Source organism: Grimontia marina (assembly GCF_900060185.1).
In the GTDB taxonomy this organism is placed as follows: domain Bacteria; phylum Pseudomonadota; class Gammaproteobacteria; order Enterobacterales; family Vibrionaceae; genus Enterovibrio; species Enterovibrio marinus.
Window position 1 is genome coordinate 47,117 of the sequence record NZ_FIZY01000033.1, and the last position, 15,594, is coordinate 62,710.

Genomic DNA, 15,594 nt, shown 5'->3' on the forward strand with positions numbered 1-15,594 from the left:
CCTCTCAAATGCGTTAGCAATTAAGGAGACTGTCGCATGACAACAGCGGCTTCTGCGTCTCAATATTCGGTGAAAGAAGAAATTGCCAGCAGCGTCAGCCATGGCCTGGGTGTGATTTTTGGCATCGTGGCTTTAGTCATGCTGCTCGTGAAAGCCGTCGGTGAGCATGCCGACGCGCTCAGTATTGCCAGCTACAGTGTGTATGGCGCCAGTATCATCCTGCTTTATCTGGCATCCACGCTCTACCATGCGATTCCCTTTGACGGTGCGAAGCGCGCACTCAAAACGTTCGACCACTGCGCCATCTATCTGCTCATCGCGGGCACCTACACGCCTTTTATGCTGATAAGTCTCAGAACGCCGCTGGCAAACTGGGTAATGGCGTTGATTTGGGGTATAGCACTGGTCGGGGTGATCCTGAAAATTGCCTTCGTGTACCGGTTTAAATCGTTGTCACTGGCGACTTATCTGGCAATGGGTTGGTTGTCTCTGGTAGTGGTTTATCAGTTGGCGCAGGTGATGCCGACAGCCGGCATGGTATTGTTGGGCTTGGGCGGCTTGGTGTATTCGCTGGGCGTGATTTTCTATGTGAAGCAAAGTATTCCTTACAACCATGCTATCTGGCACCTGTTTGTGCTGGGCGGCACGGTGCTGCACTTCCTGGCTATTTACTGGTACGTGCAGCCCGTATGAGTGAACTGGCGCGCTTAGTCGCGCCAGAAAACCGGAAACAGTAAAACCAGTACAGTCAGAATTTCCAACCGTCCCATCAACATGCCGATGCTGAGCACCCATTTGGCAGTATCAGATAATCCGGCAAAATTTCCTGTTGGCCCAATCATAGTGCCCATGCCTGGCCCCACGTTAGCTACCGCAGTCATTGCCCCTGTCAGGCTAGTGATACCATCAAGCCCGGTGGCGGCCAGTACCATCGCAACCACCAGTATGGTCATAATGTAGGTAATGGCGAATGCCACCACAGAGCGCACGATGTCTTCGTTGACCGGGCGTCCATTGTAGCGCTGGATGAAAACGCCTGAAGGATGCACCAGTTGCTGGATTTGTTTTTTCAGCAAGGCGAGTGCAATTTGGAAGCGGAATATTTTTGCGCCGCCTGAGGTTGAGCCTGAGCAGCCACCAGCGATCAGCATAAAAGCAAAAATCACCGACGCGAAAGGTCCCCACGCGGTAAAGTCATCCAGTCCAAAGCCAGTGGTTGTTACCACGGAGACAATGTTAAACAGCGAAACTCTCACTGCGTCCATCACTCCATAGTCTTTGGTCAGTACCAGCCAGATTGCCACCATCAACGCCGTTGCCAGTACCAGATAGGTAAAGCCTCGCACCTGTGCATCGTTCACCAGCATGCTGGGCTCCCGTCGGCGCAGTGCGTTAATCATCAGAAGAAATGGCAGGCCACCGGCGAACATAAACAAGGTGGCGACCCAGTGCGCGGCATGACTGAAATGGTTCATTGAGCTGTCTGAGGTGGAGTAGCCGCCGGTCGATAACGTTGTCATGGCGTGGTTTACCGCTTCAAACGCCGTCATGCCTGTCAGCCAGTAGGCGACAAAACAGAGTGCTGACAGTGAGACATAAACCTTCATGATACTGATGGCAACGTTTTTGGTACGTGGGCTGGATTTTGCGGACCAATCGGAAGACTCGGTCTGGAACAGGCGCATACCACCGACGTTCAAAAACGGCAAGATGGCGACGCCCATCACGATAAACCCAACACCACCGAGCCACTGCAGTATGGAGCGCCAAAGCAGAATCGACGGCGCCATATTATCAAGGCCACTTAGTACGGTAGAACCCGTGGTGGTAATACCGGACATGGTCTCAAAATAGGCGTCGGTAAAGCTGATGTGGTTAATGAAGACAAAAGGTAGCGCTGCAAAGGCACTGGCAATTAGCCACACCATGGTGGTGATAACAAACATGTCGCGGGCGTTTAGCCGGAAGTCCTCGGTTTTCCCGAGCGTCAGACAAGCAAACGCAGCGACATGGGTAATGATGACCGAAAGACTAAAGTCGAGAAAGCCGGCGGTACCGGTGAAAAAGGCAGTTAGGGTGGGTACATACATAAATAGGGCGATCTTGGATAAGACCAGCCCTATGACGAACAGTACCGGTTTGAAGTTAACCATACACTGTGATGCGTTTTGTCTTTAGAGGAAGAATGGACTTGGCTGGAACAGCCTTTCCACGTCCGGGATATACTTCTTATCCACCAGAAACATCACCACGTGATCGTCCTGCTGAATAACGGTTTTATCGTGGGCGATCAGGACTTCCTCTTCCCTAACAATCGCACCGATGGTGGTACCTGGTGGCAACTTAATGTCGCCAATGGCACGCCCTACTACTTTCGATGTGTTGGAATCACCATGTGCAATGGCTTCAATCGCTTCTGCTGCGCCGCGGCGCAGCGAAGAAACGTTCACGATGTCGGCTTTACGTACGTGGGTCAGCAGAGCAGAAATGGTCGCCTGCTGCGGAGATATTGCAATATCAATAACACCGCCCTGCACCAAGTCGACGTAAGCCCCCCGCTGGATAAGCACCATCACCTTCTTGGCACCTAAACGTTTGGCCAACATCGCAGACATGATGTTGGCTTCGTCTTCATTGGTCACAGCAATGAAGACATCAATCTGGTCAATGTGCTCTTCGCTCAGAAGCTCCTGATCCGCCGCATCACCGCAGAATACAATGGTGTTCTCGAGAATTTCTGACAGTTGCTCTGCTCGTCTTGGGTTGCGCTCAATCAGCTTCACGCTGTATGCACGTTCAAGGCTTCGTGCAAGACCGGCACCAATGTTACCGCCGCCGACAATCATGATGCGCTTGTAAGGCTTCTCAAGGCGCTGAAGTTCACTCATCACTGAGCGGATGTGGTTACTTGCTGCCACGAAGAAGACTTCATCGTCCGCCTCGATAATAGTCGTGCCTTGCGGACGGATAGGGCGATCACGACGGAAAATCGCCGCCACGCGGGTATCGACATGTGGCATGTGTTCGCGAAGGGCTGACAGAGCATTACCCACTAGCGGACCACCGTAATAGGCCTTAACCGCAACCAGACCGACTCGGTTATCGGCAAAGTTCACCACCTGCAGTGCACCTGGGTATTCAATCAGACGCTGAATGTACTGGGTCACCAGCTCTTCCGGCGCAATCAGGTATTCAACCGGGCAAGCGTCGGTCTGGAATAATTGGTCTTTAGTGGCGAGGTATTCCGGGCTTCGAATACGGGCTACACGGTTGGGCGTGTTGTAGAGGGTAAAAGCAACCTGACAGGCGATCATGTTGGTTTCGTCGGAGTTGGTCACCGCGACCAGCATGTCGGCATCCTGTGCGCCGGCTTCCAGCAGTGTGGTGGGGTGGCTGGCGTAGCCTTGCACCACACGAAGATCATATTTGTCCTGCAGCTCTCTGAGTCGCTCGGGGTCTTTATCGACGATGGTGATGTCGTTGTTTTCGCCCACCAAGTTTTCAGCCAGTGTGCCACCGACCTGTCCAGCCCCCAAGATGATGATTTTCATAACGTCTGCGTGAACCTCGGTTCAATTTTTTATTGTTATCGCGGGCAGTGGTTGTTGCCCGCGCTGACTCCATTACGCTTTTTTGAGGACGGCGTAATAGAACCCATCCATGTTTTCCTGACCTGGCAGGATTTGTCGGCCCGGTTGCTCAGGTGTGCCGGTTTCCAATGTTGCATCTGATGCGCGGGCGAGGAAAGCTTTCACCTGCTCTGCGTTTTCTTGCGGGGTGACCGAGCAAGTCGCATAGACCAGCGTACCACCAGATTTCAGCTGCGCCCACATTGCATCAAGAATTTCAGACTGCAGCGACACTAACTGATCGATGTCGTCGGCGCGGCGAAGCCACTTAATATCCGGATGGCGGCGAATAACACCGGTAGCTGAACAAGGCGCGTCGAGCAGAATACGATCAAACTGCTCTCCCTGCCACCACTCACTCGGAGTGCGGGCATCGCCACAAATCACCTGCGCGTCGAGCTTCAGGCGTTTGAGGTTTTCTTCCACGCGGGTAAGACGGGTGGCGTCCACATCCATTGCCACGACTTTTGCAGTTGGTTCGTGCTCCAGGATGTGACAGGTTTTACCCCCCGGCGCTGCGCAGCAATCAAGGATGAGTTCACCAGCCTGAGGTTTAAGGTAGTTGACCGACAGCTGCGCCGCCGCGTCCTGCACCGAGACCCAGCCCTCTGAAAAGCCAGGGAGGGCAGTGACATCACAAGGTGTTGCCAGTTTCAGTGCATCGTCCGCTTCAGGATGTATTGCAGTCTCAATGCCTGCTTCATCTAAAAGCGCTTTGTAAGCATCGCGGGTGTGATGGGTGCGGTTAACACGCAGCCACATTGGCGCCTTTTCATGGTTGGCTTCAACCACCAGTTCCCAATCACTTGGATAGGCTTTTTGTAGCAGTTTCAGCAACCAGCCAGGGTGACCGTATTTACCCGCGTCGTGCGCGACAGCGGCGGCATCTAAAGCTTCCTGGTTGCGTTGGTAATTACGTAACACGGCATTGATAAGGCCGCGGAGTTGAGGTTTTTTCAGCACCTTGGTGGCATTCACGGTTTCTGCGACCGCCGCGTGGGCTGGAATGCGCATGTAGTTGAGCTGGTACAGGCCGACCAAAATCAAATGATGGAAAACGCGTTGCTTGCCTTTGAGTGGCTTGTCCATCAGTGATTGGGTGATGGATTCGAGACGCGGCAGCCAGCGCAGCACGCCGTAGCAGATCTCCTGCAGCAGGGCGCCATCGCGCGGGGCGACTTTTTGTTGGGCAGGCGGCAGGGCGGCTGACAGGGATTGTCCTTGGTCGACAACCTGATAAATAACCTGTGCAGCGACAGCTCTAACGTTCATGAATATACCTCAGTGTTTGCTCACGTGAATGCGAGCCACTAAAAAAGGCCAGCAAGCTGGCCTTCTCAATTACAGTTGGGTGCCAGGTTCAAACCAGTCGCGGCGGGAGTTCAGAATGTCTGCCGCGCTCATGGCTTTTTTGCCCGGTGGCTGGATGGATGTCAGGCGCAACACGCCTTCTCCGGTTGCCACTCGGATACCTTTCTTGTCGGCAGACAAAATGGTGCCTGGTGCTTTGCCGCTGTCTTCTGTTTCGACCTCGGCATTCCAGACTTTGATGTTGTTGTCCGCCACAGAGAAGTGACTCATCGGCCATGGGTTAAAGGCGCGGATGCAACGTTCAATGGCGTCGGCGCTCATGGTCCAGTCGATTTGAGCTTCTTCTTTGCTGAGCTTTCTCGCGTAGTTGGCAAGCTCATCGTCCTGTTTTTCAGCAACGGCTTTGCCAGAAACAATATCACCCAGACATTCCACCAAGGCTTCAGGGCCCATTTCCGCCAATCTTTCATAAAGCGTGGCACTGGTTTCTTTGGCGTCGATGTTCAGGGTTGCGATTTTCAGCATATCGCCGGTATCTAGCCCCTCATCCATCTGCATGATGGTGACGCCTGTCTCTGCATCGCCCGCCCAGATTGAGCGCTGGATAGGCGCAGCGCCACGCCAGCGTGGCAGGATAGAGCCGTGAACATTGATACAGCCGAGGCGAGGTGTGTCTAGCACCACTTTAGGTAGCAGCAGGCCATAAGCCACTACGACCATGATGTCCGCACCAATGGCAGATAGTTCTTGCTGCGCGTCTTCTGCTTTCAGGCTTGCTGGCTGATAAACAGGAATGTTGTGTTCGTGCGCCAGCAGCTTGACTGGGCTGGCAGTCAATTTCTTACCACGGCCCGCCGGACGGTCAGGCTGGGTATAAACTGCTACCACCTCATGGTGTGAAGACAACAACGCCGCCAGATGACGGGCGGCGAAATCCGGCGTACCGGCAAATACGATTTTCAATGAGTCGCTCAAGGAAACCTCAGCTGGCTTTTTGGTTGGCGCGTTTGATTTTTTCCAGCTTCTGTTTGATGCGCTGTTGCTTCAGGGGCGACAGGTAATCAACAAACAGTTTGCCTTCAAGGTGGTCCAGCTCGTGCTGAACACAGATAGCCAGAAGGTCATCCGCTTCGAACTGGTATTCGTTGCCGTCACGATCCAGTGCTTTAACCGTCACTTCTGATGCGCGGGACACCAGCGCGCGTGCGCCGGGAACAGACAAGCAGCCTTCTTCGATGCCGTCTTCACCGCGCTTCTCGATGATTTCCGGGTTGATCAGCACCATAGGCTCGTCGCGGGTTTCTGAAATATCAATCACAACGATGCGCTGGTGGATGTCGACCTGAGTCGCCGCAAGGCCAATGCCTTCTTCGTCGTACATGGTTTCCAGCATGTCATCAACAATGGTCTGGATCTCTGGTGTGACGCTCTCTACCGGTTTCGCCACCGTGCGTAGGCGATCGTCCGGGAAGGTCAAAACCTGCAATACACTCATAAACGTCTCTTAAATATGTTGAACTGCGCCGTATCCGGCTTCGGTAATTGGGCTAATTCTAGACATTTTGCTATTCAAATGACAGCATCCAAATCGAAAGTACGCTTTTGGAGACAAGGGATGTTTAAAAAGCTTATCATTTTTTGTCTGGCGCTGGGGATGCCAGGCGTGATAGCTGCGTCAGAAGTGCGTTTGAGCGCTGATGCGCCTGAAAACTATACGGTGAAAAAAGGCGATACCCTTTGGGATATTGCGGGCCTGTATCTTGAAAAACCTTGGCACTGGCCGACGCTTTGGCAACACAATCCGGCAATCAAAAATCCTCATCTTATCTATCCGGGCGACAAACTTCGCCTGAGCTGGCTTGATGGCAAACCTGTGCTTTCTTATACGGCAGGGGCTAACCGTACCGACTCAACCCCTATCAACAGCACTTCGCCATCGGTTCTGCGCCAGTTCTTGACCTATGACACCCTCATTCATGAGCGTGAGTATTTGCTCGCTCCGCGAGTATTGGGCACGCAGGAAGGATGGAGTTACATCTCTAAACGCACGCCGTTTTTTGTTGATAAGTCTTTAGACACGGAAGAGTGGTTTATTTACCGCACTGTGACGGATTTCCAGCGGGAGAAGGGGGATGCGATGGTTCGCATGATAAGCCTCAAGAAAGTCGGGGAAGCCAAGCTGGTGCGCTCGCTCGATGATATTGCTGAGATGACGCTGACCCACCAAAATCAGGAAATCAAACCTAACGATATTCTATTGCCTGCACTTGGTGCGAAAACCGGAGAGATTTTCCACCCCAAACCCGCACCTGAGGGTGTTGAAGGCAGAATGGTTGGACACCTTTACGGCAGCAACTATGTTGGACACCGTCAAATCGTAGTGGTCGATCTGGGCGAACAGGACGGCCTAAATGAAGGGCATACCCTTTCGGTGGTGGTGCCGGGTGTGGCAATGAAAGGCACTAAGGGTGAGATGCTCTACGACAGCGATATCGACAACGGTGGCGGCGAACTGGTGAAAGTCTTGCCATCAACATCGGCAGGCACTTTATTGGTTATCCGCAGCTATCCTTTCTTCAGTCTTGCCATGGTGGTGGAAGCCGATAAGCCACTGAAAGCGGATATGCCGGTTATCGCAGCGGAAGGATAAGATGTCTCGCGAGCTTGATTGGTGGCTTAGGCTCGCCGCTGTTCCCCGCCTCGGCAGTCAGGCGGTCAGTAAGATCATCAGCCGGTACCCACCGCACAAACTGGACGAGCTGGAGGACATCGAGCTAGCAGCACTTGGCTTAAAGCCCGCTCAAATTCAGGCGCTGCGACAACCTGACTTTTCCATTATCGACAAATGCCTGACCTGGGCATCAGCACCAGGCAGGCATATCATCTCGCTGACCGATTCCCGCTATCCTTACCTCTTAAAGCAAATCAGCGGTGCTCCCCCTCTTTTATTTGTCGACGGCGATCCCCATATACTGTCACTGCCGCAACTAGCGATGGTTGGCAGTCGTCATGCATCCAACGATGGCTTATCACTGGCCCATGCTTTTGCTAAAGAGCTTGCCGCTCACGATGTCATCGTGACCAGCGGTTTGGCGCTGGGTATTGATGGCCGTGCTCATCGCGGCGCACTCGATGGCAAAGGGAAAACCATTGCCGTGTTGGGCTCGGGGCTTGAGAAAATTTATCCTGCCAGACACCGTCAACTGTCTGACGATATCAGGGATAATGGCGCACTGGTGTCAGAGCTTTGGCCCTGGTCGCCGCCAAAACCTGCATTTTTCCCGAGACGAAATCGCATTATCAGCGGTCTATCTACAGGAGTGCTGGTGGTGGAAGCGGCAATGAAGAGTGGTTCGCTGATCACCGCCAGGCTGGCGCTTGAACAAGGGCGGGATGTCTTTGCTTTACCGGGCTCTATCCATAACCCACATGCGAAAGGCAGTAACGGCTTGATAAAGCAGGGTGCTTTTCTGGTGGAGTCGGTAGACGACATTTTAGAGCAGGTTGGCGCATTGGCTGGCTGCGCAATTAACCACCAGTTGGAGGTCGATCAGGCCCAAGTTTTGCAAGAAGAATTGCCATTTCCTGAACTGTTAGCTAACGTAGGAAATGAAGCAAGATGTGTCGATGTGCTTGCAGAGATCTGCGATGAACCCGTTCACGAAATCATGATGCAGTTGTTAGAACTTGAGCTACAGGGGCTGGTAACAGCGGTACCCGGTGGTTATGTCAGAACGAGGAGGGGATAGCCATGATGGACATCTTAATGTACCTGTTTGAAACCTATATCCACAGCGATGTTGAGTTGATGGTGGATCAGGACGAACTGGCTGATGAACTCTCCAGAGCTGGATTTCATCAAGACGATATATACAAAGCGCTGAACTGGCTTGAAAAGCTGGCGTTACTTCAAGACGCCGACAAAACCCCATACCTTACTGGCGGTGCGCTCACTTCTGTTCGTATCTACACCCCGAAAGAGATGGATCGACTGGATACTGAGAGCCGAGGTTTTCTGACTTTCCTTGAGCAAATTAGTGTATTGAGCCCTGAAACCCGTGAAATGGTGATTGACCGTGTTATGGAGCTCGATACGCAGGAATTTGTGCTGGAAGATCTGAAATGGGTGATCCTGATGGTGCTGTTTAATGTGCCTGGCAACGAGAGCGCGTACGATCAAATGGAAGAGTTACTCTACAGCACAGCGGAAGATGAATACCTTCACTGATTTGAGGCTGGTCTGTTTTGGCTGGAAAAATTGACGATTCCCTGTTCAGCGCCCATGAACATGCGCTGGAAAATGAAGAGCGCTGCCCTAAATGTGGCAGCGCTCTTGTTATCAAGCACAGTAAACGCGGCCCTTTCAAAGCATGTACTGGCTACCCGGCTTGTGATTTCATCGAGTCACTGAACCACAATGACGGACACATAGTGAAAGAGCTTGGTATGCCGTGCCCGGAATGTGGTAACGAGTTGGTGCTCCGCCAAGGGCGCTTCGGTATGTTTATTGGCTGTTCGGCGTATCCGGAATGCCAACATATCGAAAAGCGCGATCAAGAACCTGAAGCGGAAACTATGGACATCAGCTGTCCTGAGTGCCGCAAAGGAAAACTGCACGAGAAGAAATCGCGTTTTGGTAAAGCCTTCTATGCGTGTGACGCTTACCCGAAATGCAAATTCGCCGTGAACCTTAAGCCTATTAAGGGCAACTGTGAGGTTTGCGGATATCCGCTTCTGCTGGAGAAAAAACTGGCGGCGGGCATCGTGAAAGTCTGTGCGGATAAAAAGTGTCAGCACAAACAGGGGCAATGACCTAAAGTCAACTTGCTTGGTATTCGAAAAAAGAAAAGCCGCTAGCAGCGGCTTTTCTCGTTTTGGGCTTGGCTCATTCAGCTTAATGTTTCTGCGGCACTTTGAAGGGCGGGAAACTCAGTGTCGTCCAAGTGTTTGGCAACTTCCTGAAGTGCTTCACCCAACGCCTTTGCACTCTCTGCGCACAGGTTGATGTGGCCAATTTTACGGCCTGGTCGCGGCGCTTTGTCGTACCAATGTACATGCGCCAGTCCCACGACATTCATCGGGACAGTCACTTCACCGACGATGTTGATCATCGCCGTCGGACGGATGCGCTTGGCACTGCCAAGCGGTAAGCCACAGACAGCGCGAAGGTGGTTCTCAAACTGACAGACCTCAGCACCTTGTTGTGTCCAGTGACCGGAGTTGTGCACGCGCGGCGCAATCTCGTTCACTTTGAGGTTGCCGCCGACATCAAAAAATTCAATCGCCAATACGCCGACATAATCCAGTGTATCTGCCACCGCTTTAAACATGGCTTCAGCCTGAGCCTGAACTGCATCATTGTCGCCAGCTGCCACCGACACGCTTAAGATACCGTTGGTGTGGATGTTCTCGGTCAGTGGGTAAATCTCCAGATCGCCTTTGGCGTTGCGCGCACCGATTAATGACACTTCGCGGTCAAATGGCACAAATTCTTCGGCAATCACACACTGACGCGCGCCTTGCGGAGAGGTTTTGAGGAACTGGTCGATATCCTGCCACACCGATTCAATATCTGAATCTGGCTTCAGGCGCCACTGGCCTTTGCCATCATAGCCATCAAGGGCGCTTTTCAGGATGAGTGGAAGGCCGATATTGGCGATTGCCTTGTCATAATCTTCTCGCGATTCAATCACCTGATAACGGGCATTGGCTACACCTGCTTTATCCAGCAATGCTTTTTCCAGACGGCGGTCACCACCGGTCAGGATGGCGGTTTCACCAGGGTAGAACTTACCGCTGGCCTGACAGACTTCCAGTACGTCCGGCGCGATGTGTTCAAACTCGGCAGTAATCACGTCGGCATCGGCAATCCCGTTTTCCAGACCTTGCCCAAGTACTTCCAGCGTGACCGGATGTACAAGGTTGCCGCTTCGCACATCGTACGCGCTAATCTTAAGGTTTAGGGGGGCACCTGCCAGCGCCATCATACGTGCCAGCTGTCCGGCACCGAGAACCAGCACATTCATGATTAATCTACCGATGGGTCAGGGTTAGCGAGAACGGTGTCTGTTTGGTTCTGACGGAAAGCGTCGACTTTTGCCATCAGCTCTGCATCATTGGTCGCCAAGATTTGCGCTGCAAGCAGGCCGGCATTCGCGGCACCCGCATCACCAATCGCCAGCGTACCGACTGCCACACCTTTTGGCATTTGAACGATAGAAAGTAGCGAATCCATACCTTTCAGTGCTTTTGACTGAACCGGTACACCCAGTACAGGAAGGCTGGTAAATGCAGCGGTCATCCCAGGTAGGTGAGCAGCGCCACCTGCGCCGGCAATAATCACTTTCAGGCCACGTGAAGCAGCTTCGCTGGCATAATCTGCGAGCAGGCCAGGAGTGCGGTGGGCGGAAACCACTTTGGTTTCGTAGGCAACGCCGAAGTGATCCAGCATATCTGCTGCGTTTTTCATGGTTGGCCAGTCTGACTTAGAACCCATGATGATGCCGACTTTCATAGTAACTCCTGTAAATGCTCGTTAACCGCTGAAACATGGAAAGTGGGCGCATTATATCGGCAAAAAGCAGCAAGGAAAACGTTTGCGTCAGTCTGTTTGCTGCTGTTTGGATACCTGATATAAACGGGGCTGATAGAAAGTCTGTTTCGATTTATGACAAAAGTGTTGAGAACGTCGGGTAAAGTTGGTCATAGTAAGCCGAATTTTTCGGGTATAGGCAGGAGAAGAGCATTGGCGAATGTTGAGCAATGCGTGGCAGCGTTGGCGCGCGGGGAAGTTATCGCGTATCCCACCGAAGGGGTATTTGGTGTGGGTTGTGACCCGGACAGCCCAGCCGCTGTGCAGGCGCTTTTAGATGTAAAAGAGCGTGATAAGGCCAAAGGCCTCATTCTGATCGCGGCAGAGCTTTCCCAGTTGGACGGATACATTGACTTCGATAGCCTGAGCGAAGAGGTAAAAGCCGATGTTTTGGCAACCTGGCCGGGACCTGTCACATGGGTCATGCCGGCGGGAAAGAAGATCACCGACTGGGTGACTGGGCAGTTTGATACTGTCGCTGTTCGCGTTTCCGATCATCCGGATGTCCGCGAGCTGTGTCTTTCTTATGGCAAACCCATCACTTCAACCAGTGCAAACCTCAGCGGTGAAGAGCCGTGTCGCAGTGTATCAGAAGTGGTAGAGCAATTGGGTAGCCGTGTGCCGAATGTTTTAGAAGGAAAAATTGGCGGACGTGACAAGCCCACCGAGATCCGAGATGCGCGTTCTGGTAAGGTGCTTCGTCAGGGCTAAATAAAAGTACAAGGAAATCACGTGGAGAATCAGAACCTTCCTCAGCAGGTTGATAAAGAGGCGGTTAAGCACTTTTTGCTGTCGTTGCAGGACACGATATGTGCGGCGCTGGAAAAAGAAGACGGCGGCGCGACATTTGAGGAAGATGCCTGGGAAAGACCCGCGGGCGGCGGTGGTAAAAGCCGGGTGCTTCGCGATGGCAATGTATTTGAGCAGGCTGGCGTGAACTTCTCCCACGTGTTTGGGGACAAAATGCCAGGCTCGGCGACGGCGCACCGTCCTGAACTGGCAGGCAGGGGCTTTGAGGCCATGGGGGTGTCTTTGGTGGTGCATCCGAAAAACCCGAATGTCCCGACTTCCCACGCCAATGTCCGCTTCTTCATTGCCGAAAAAGAAGGGGAAGCCCCGGTTTGGTGGTTTGGTGGTGGCTTCGATCTCACGCCTTTCTATCCGGTAGAAGAAGATTGTGTACACTGGCACCAGATGGCGAAGTCTATTTGTGCACCCTTTGGCCCTGACGTTTATGCTGAGCACAAAGCCTGGTGTGATCGTTATTTCTTCCTGCCTCACCGTAACGAAACCCGTGGTGTCGGCGGTCTTTTCTTCGATGATTTGAACAAGTGGGGATTCGACGCGTCTTTCGAGTACATAAAAGCCGTGGGTGAGGGTTACCTCGATGCTTACCTCCCGATCGTGCAGAAACGCAAAGATACCGCTTACGGTGAACGTGAGCGCGAATTCCAACTTTATCGCCGTGGGCGTTATGTTGAGTTTAATCTTGTCTACGATCGTGGCACTCTGTTTGGTCTGCAAAGCGGCGGACGGACAGAATCAATCCTGATGTCTATGCCACCACTGGTGCGCTGGGAGTATGGATTCGAGCCTGAGCAGGGATCTGCTGAAGAGAAGCTCTACAAAGAGTTTTTGAAACCAAGGGAATGGTAATTCAAGGAAAACAAAGTCGTGGATAAATATGTCGTTGTCGGCAACCCGATCTCACACAGTAAGTCCCCTTTTATACACACCTTGTTTGCGCGCCAGACTGCGCAGGCAATGAATTATGAAACGCTCGAAGCACCAATCGGTGGTTTTGAGGAAGCGGTAACTGCCTTTTTTAACAGTGGCGGCAAAGGATGTAATGTCACTGTGCCTTTTAAAGAAGAGGCGTTTAAGTTAGCCACTATGCTGACTGAGCGGGCTAAGCTCGCTGGGGCGGTGAACACACTGAAAAAGCTCGATGATGGCGGCATACTCGGCGATAACACGGACGGGGAAGGTCTGGTGCAGGATTTGCTGAGTCACCATGTCCAACTCGAAGGCGCTAAAATCTTACTGCTTGGTGCAGGTGGCGCAGCGAGGGGAGTGATCCTTCCCTTACTGGCTCACGAGCCCGCTCAACTGGTGATTGCCAACCGGACTGCCAGTAAAGCCGAGATGCTGGCATCACTATTTGCGGATAACGGCAGTGTGTCGGCAACCAGCTTTGAATCGCTTGAAGGAGAGTTTGATGTGGTGGTGAATTCCACATCTGCCAGCCTTTCAGGAGAACACCCACAAATCTCAGCGACTGTGTTTGGCAGTCAAACTGTGGTTTACGACATGGTATATGGTTCAGTCGTGACCAGCAGTAACCAGTGGGCTCTGGATAACGGTGCCGCCCGTGTGATTGACGGATTGGGTATGCTGGTGGGACAAGCTGCAGAGAGTTTTACGATTTGGCGAGGTATCAGGCCAGGAACTGGACAGGTACTGAGAGAGCTTCGCCGTAATCTTGCTGAATAGATGAAGTGCAGATGAACCAGAACATCCTTTTCCCTGACCTACAACAGGTCGATACTGAAAAATGCGCTGTCCGCTTTGAAGCCCAGCAAGCAGGCTCTTTGATTGCTTGCTTTATCTCGATTGTTGATCTGGAAAAGAGAGAGCGAGTAGCTTTGAATACAGAAGAAGCGATTCTGGCAGCGTTTGCCGGGAACCGCTTCGATCTGGAAGAGTTAGCAGAAGAAGCCATTGAAGAGGAAGACTTCAATGCGTCCGGTGAGATCTGGGTGCGTTAACCTTCGAGCTCTGCGATGTACTCATTTTTCGTGACAACATAGTTATCAGACGATTTCTGCAAAAAAGCGCGTTCTGCTTCTTTCAAAGGGCGCGCTTGTTTTACCGGACTGCCCACATAGAGAAAACCAGACTCTAAACGCTTGCCAGGTGGGACCAAACTGCCCGCACCCACCATGATTTCATCTTCTATTACAGCACCATCAAGAACAATCGCGCCCATACCGACCAGCACTTTATTACCGATGGTGCAGCCATGCAGCATGACTTTGTGCCCGACGGTCACGTCATCACCAATGATGAGCGGATAGCCTTCTGGATTTTCTTTATTCTTATGGGTGACATGAAGAACAGAGCCATCCTGAATGTTAGACCGCTGTCCGATACGGATGTGGTTAACGTCACCGCGGGCAGCAACCAAAGGCCAAATGCTTGCGTCATCACCAAGAGTAATATCGCCAACCAATACAGAAGAAGGGTCGAGGTAAACGCGTTCACCTACTGTTGGAAAGATACCTTTATAGCTGCGAAGTACAGAAGACATAGAGAATTCCAAATAAGGATGATTGAAAACAGACTATCTTGATGCGGAAAAGAGTGCAATTCTTGTTCGTTTCAATACACTTTAATGCCGTTTTGGGCGAAAAGTAATCGAACGCACCGTTTTTCATAAAAAACCTCAAAAAAGCCCTTGCCAGAATTTCAGACCTCCCTATAATGCCGCCTCACCGACACGGAGAGCGGCTCCCGCAGCGGAAACGCCCACTCAAGACGGTACGGCGAAGTCCTCAAAAATTGAGTCGAAATAAACGCTTGACGCGCTGTTTCGAATCAGTAAAATGGCCGCCCGCTTCGAAGGGAAATTCACCCCGAGAGGCAAGTCAACAAGGTGTTTTGAGGGTTGCGAAAGCAACGCTGAAAAATCTCAAAATTTCTTCTTGACTTCATCGCCCGGCAGCGTAAAATTCGCAGCCCTGACGGTGAGAAGCAACGCTTCTTCAAGTCAACGTTCTTTAACAATTTGACCTATGCAATCTGTGTGGGCACTCGTAGTTGATAGACAAAAGATTTATCGATGTTTACTGAGTGACCAAACGAAAACTCTTCGGAGTTATCGGCACAGTCAATTCGTTCTGCTCTTTCTTTACTATGTAGAGAGGGGTTAGAACACAACAGTATTTCATCGAGCCGCCTTTGTTCACTTTTTCAAAGTGAGGAAGGGCAAAAAAATTCTAATTGAAGAGTTTGATCATGGCTCAGATTGAACGCTGGCGGCAGGCCTAACACATGCAAGTC

At 52.0% G+C, this 15,594-nt stretch carries 17 protein-coding genes and 1 rRNA gene; 10 read left to right on the top strand and 8 right to left on the bottom strand.

Translation table 11 applies throughout. The features are described from left to right. Nucleotides 1-36 precede the first annotated feature (36 nt). Nucleotides 37-693 carry a PAQR family membrane homeostasis protein TrhA gene (trhA, locus tag GMA8713_RS16430; RefSeq protein ID WP_062712292.1) on the top strand — a complete coding sequence of 219 codons (657 nt, stop codon included), beginning with the start codon at nt 37-39 and terminating at the stop codon, nt 691-693. A gap of 14 nt (nt 694-707) precedes the next feature. Here the strand turns inward: trhA and GMA8713_RS16435 are convergent, their stop codons facing one another. The 5 genes from GMA8713_RS16435 to def all read right to left on the bottom strand — a co-directional run bounded on the left by GMA8713_RS16435 (nt 708) and on the right by def (nt 6,435). Then, nucleotides 708-2,153 (bottom strand): TrkH family potassium uptake protein, encoded by a 1,446-nt coding sequence (locus GMA8713_RS16435; RefSeq protein ID WP_062712294.1) that lies wholly within the window; start codon nt 2,151-2,153, stop codon nt 708-710. 21 nt (nt 2,154-2,174) lie between these two features. After that, nucleotides 2,175-3,551 carry a Trk system potassium transporter TrkA gene (trkA, locus tag GMA8713_RS16440; protein WP_062712296.1) on the bottom strand — a complete coding sequence of 459 codons (1,377 nt, stop codon included), beginning with the start codon at nt 3,549-3,551 and terminating at the stop codon, nt 2,175-2,177. Nucleotides 3,552-3,623: 72 nt separating this feature from the next. Beyond that, nucleotides 3,624-4,901, bottom strand: coding sequence for a 16S rRNA (cytosine(967)-C(5))-methyltransferase RsmB (rsmB, locus tag GMA8713_RS16445; RefSeq protein WP_062712298.1), 1,278 nt, complete (start codon nt 4,899-4,901; stop codon nt 3,624-3,626). Nucleotides 4,902-4,970: 69 nt separating this feature from the next. Next, nucleotides 4,971-5,915, bottom strand: a complete 945-nt coding sequence (fmt, locus tag GMA8713_RS16450; RefSeq protein ID WP_062712300.1) for a methionyl-tRNA formyltransferase — start codon at nt 5,913-5,915, stop codon at nt 4,971-4,973. Between the two features lie 7 nt (nt 5,916-5,922). Then, nucleotides 5,923-6,435, bottom strand: coding sequence for a peptide deformylase (def, locus tag GMA8713_RS16455; protein ID WP_002540849.1), 513 nt, complete (start codon nt 6,433-6,435; stop codon nt 5,923-5,925). A gap of 120 nt (nt 6,436-6,555) precedes the next feature. Here def and GMA8713_RS16460 point away from each other — a divergent pair, with 120 nt between their 5' ends. From GMA8713_RS16460 to GMA8713_RS16475, 4 genes are read left to right on the top strand one after another with little or no spacing between them, the layout of a single operon-like run. Beyond that, nucleotides 6,556-7,590 carry a LysM peptidoglycan-binding domain-containing protein gene (locus GMA8713_RS16460; protein WP_062712302.1) on the top strand — a complete coding sequence of 345 codons (1,035 nt, stop codon included), beginning with the start codon at nt 6,556-6,558 and terminating at the stop codon, nt 7,588-7,590. A gap of 1 nt (nt 7,591) precedes the next feature. After that, nucleotides 7,592-8,689 (top strand): DNA-processing protein DprA, encoded by a 1,098-nt coding sequence (gene dprA, locus GMA8713_RS16465; protein WP_062712304.1) that lies wholly within the window; start codon nt 7,592-7,594, stop codon nt 8,687-8,689. Between the two features lie 2 nt (nt 8,690-8,691). Continuing rightward, nucleotides 8,692-9,168 carry a DUF494 family protein gene (locus tag GMA8713_RS16470; protein WP_062712307.1) on the top strand — a complete coding sequence of 159 codons (477 nt, stop codon included), beginning with the start codon at nt 8,692-8,694 and terminating at the stop codon, nt 9,166-9,168. 17 nt (nt 9,169-9,185) lie between these two features. Beyond that, on the top strand, nt 9,186-9,752 hold the full coding sequence (locus GMA8713_RS16475) for a DNA topoisomerase family protein (protein ID WP_046302763.1): 567 nt from the start codon (nt 9,186-9,188) through the stop codon (nt 9,750-9,752). Nucleotides 9,753-9,829: 77 nt separating this feature from the next. On the opposite strand, the gene GMA8713_RS16480 is transcribed toward GMA8713_RS16475, so the two are convergent. Both GMA8713_RS16480 and purE read right to left on the bottom strand, forming a co-directional pair. Further along, on the bottom strand, nt 9,830-10,966 hold the full coding sequence (locus tag GMA8713_RS16480; RefSeq protein ID WP_062712308.1) for a 5-(carboxyamino)imidazole ribonucleotide synthase: 1,137 nt from the start codon (nt 10,964-10,966) through the stop codon (nt 9,830-9,832). Nucleotides 10,967-10,968: 2 nt separating this feature from the next. Then, nucleotides 10,969-11,454, bottom strand: coding sequence for a 5-(carboxyamino)imidazole ribonucleotide mutase (purE, locus tag GMA8713_RS16485; protein WP_046302761.1), 486 nt, complete (start codon nt 11,452-11,454; stop codon nt 10,969-10,971). A 231-nt stretch (nt 11,455-11,685) separates the two neighbouring features. Here purE and tsaC point away from each other — a divergent pair, with 231 nt between their 5' ends. The 4 genes from tsaC to GMA8713_RS16505 are packed head-to-tail and all read left to right on the top strand — an operon-like array spanning nt 11,686 to nt 14,300. Next, nucleotides 11,686-12,243 (top strand): L-threonylcarbamoyladenylate synthase type 1 TsaC, encoded by a 558-nt coding sequence (gene tsaC / locus GMA8713_RS16490; protein ID WP_062712309.1) that lies wholly within the window; start codon nt 11,686-11,688, stop codon nt 12,241-12,243. A 21-nt stretch (nt 12,244-12,264) separates the two neighbouring features. Next, nucleotides 12,265-13,188, top strand: coding sequence for an oxygen-dependent coproporphyrinogen oxidase (hemF, locus tag GMA8713_RS16495; RefSeq protein WP_062712310.1), 924 nt, complete (start codon nt 12,265-12,267; stop codon nt 13,186-13,188). Between the two features lie 18 nt (nt 13,189-13,206). Beyond that, nucleotides 13,207-14,025 carry a shikimate dehydrogenase gene (gene aroE, locus GMA8713_RS16500; protein ID WP_062712311.1) on the top strand — a complete coding sequence of 273 codons (819 nt, stop codon included), beginning with the start codon at nt 13,207-13,209 and terminating at the stop codon, nt 14,023-14,025. 11 nt (nt 14,026-14,036) lie between these two features. Continuing rightward, nucleotides 14,037-14,300, top strand: coding sequence for a DUF1488 family protein (locus tag GMA8713_RS16505; protein WP_062712312.1), 264 nt, complete (start codon nt 14,037-14,039; stop codon nt 14,298-14,300). Here GMA8713_RS16505 and GMA8713_RS16510 read toward each other — a convergent pair. After that, nucleotides 14,297-14,842: a gamma carbonic anhydrase family protein gene (locus tag GMA8713_RS16510; RefSeq protein ID WP_062712313.1), complete on the bottom strand. Its 546-nt coding sequence runs from the start codon at nt 14,840-14,842 to the stop codon at nt 14,297-14,299. The genes GMA8713_RS16505 and GMA8713_RS16510 overlap by 4 nt on opposite strands. Before the next feature lie 689 nt (nt 14,843-15,531). Between GMA8713_RS16510 and GMA8713_RS16515 the strand changes: the two genes are divergently transcribed. After that, nucleotides 15,532-15,594: ribosomal RNA gene (locus GMA8713_RS16515) — 16S ribosomal RNA — on the top strand; the annotation flags it as partial.

Excerpts from the sequence above, each read along its gene's own strand:
- GMA8713_RS16505 (WP_062712312.1), top strand. The coding sequence starts at position 14,037 with ATGAACCAGAACATCCTTTTCCCTGACCTACAACAGGTCGATACTGAA.
- GMA8713_RS16435 (WP_062712294.1), bottom strand. The coding sequence starts at position 2,153 with ATGGTTAACTTCAAACCGGTACTGTTCGTCATAGGGCTGGTCTTATCC.
- purE (WP_046302761.1), bottom strand. The coding sequence starts at position 11,454 with ATGAAAGTCGGCATCATCATGGGTTCTAAGTCAGACTGGCCAACCATG.
- GMA8713_RS16510 (WP_062712313.1), bottom strand. The coding sequence starts at position 14,842 with ATGTCTTCTGTACTTCGCAGCTATAAAGGTATCTTTCCAACAGTAGGT.
- GMA8713_RS16480 (WP_062712308.1), bottom strand. The coding sequence starts at position 10,966 with ATGAATGTGCTGGTTCTCGGTGCCGGACAGCTGGCACGTATGATGGCG.
- trhA (WP_062712292.1), top strand. The coding sequence starts at position 37 with ATGACAACAGCGGCTTCTGCGTCTCAATATTCGGTGAAAGAAGAAATT.
- dprA (WP_062712304.1), top strand. The coding sequence starts at position 7,592 with ATGTCTCGCGAGCTTGATTGGTGGCTTAGGCTCGCCGCTGTTCCCCGC.
- GMA8713_RS16470 (WP_062712307.1), top strand. The coding sequence starts at position 8,692 with ATGATGGACATCTTAATGTACCTGTTTGAAACCTATATCCACAGCGAT.
- GMA8713_RS16460 (WP_062712302.1), top strand. The coding sequence starts at position 6,556 with ATGTTTAAAAAGCTTATCATTTTTTGTCTGGCGCTGGGGATGCCAGGC.
- rsmB (WP_062712298.1), bottom strand. The coding sequence starts at position 4,901 with ATGAACGTTAGAGCTGTCGCTGCACAGGTTATTTATCAGGTTGTCGAC.
- trkA (WP_062712296.1), bottom strand. The coding sequence starts at position 3,551 with ATGAAAATCATCATCTTGGGGGCTGGACAGGTCGGTGGCACACTGGCT.
- def (WP_002540849.1), bottom strand. The coding sequence starts at position 6,435 with ATGAGTGTATTGCAGGTTTTGACCTTCCCGGACGATCGCCTACGCACG.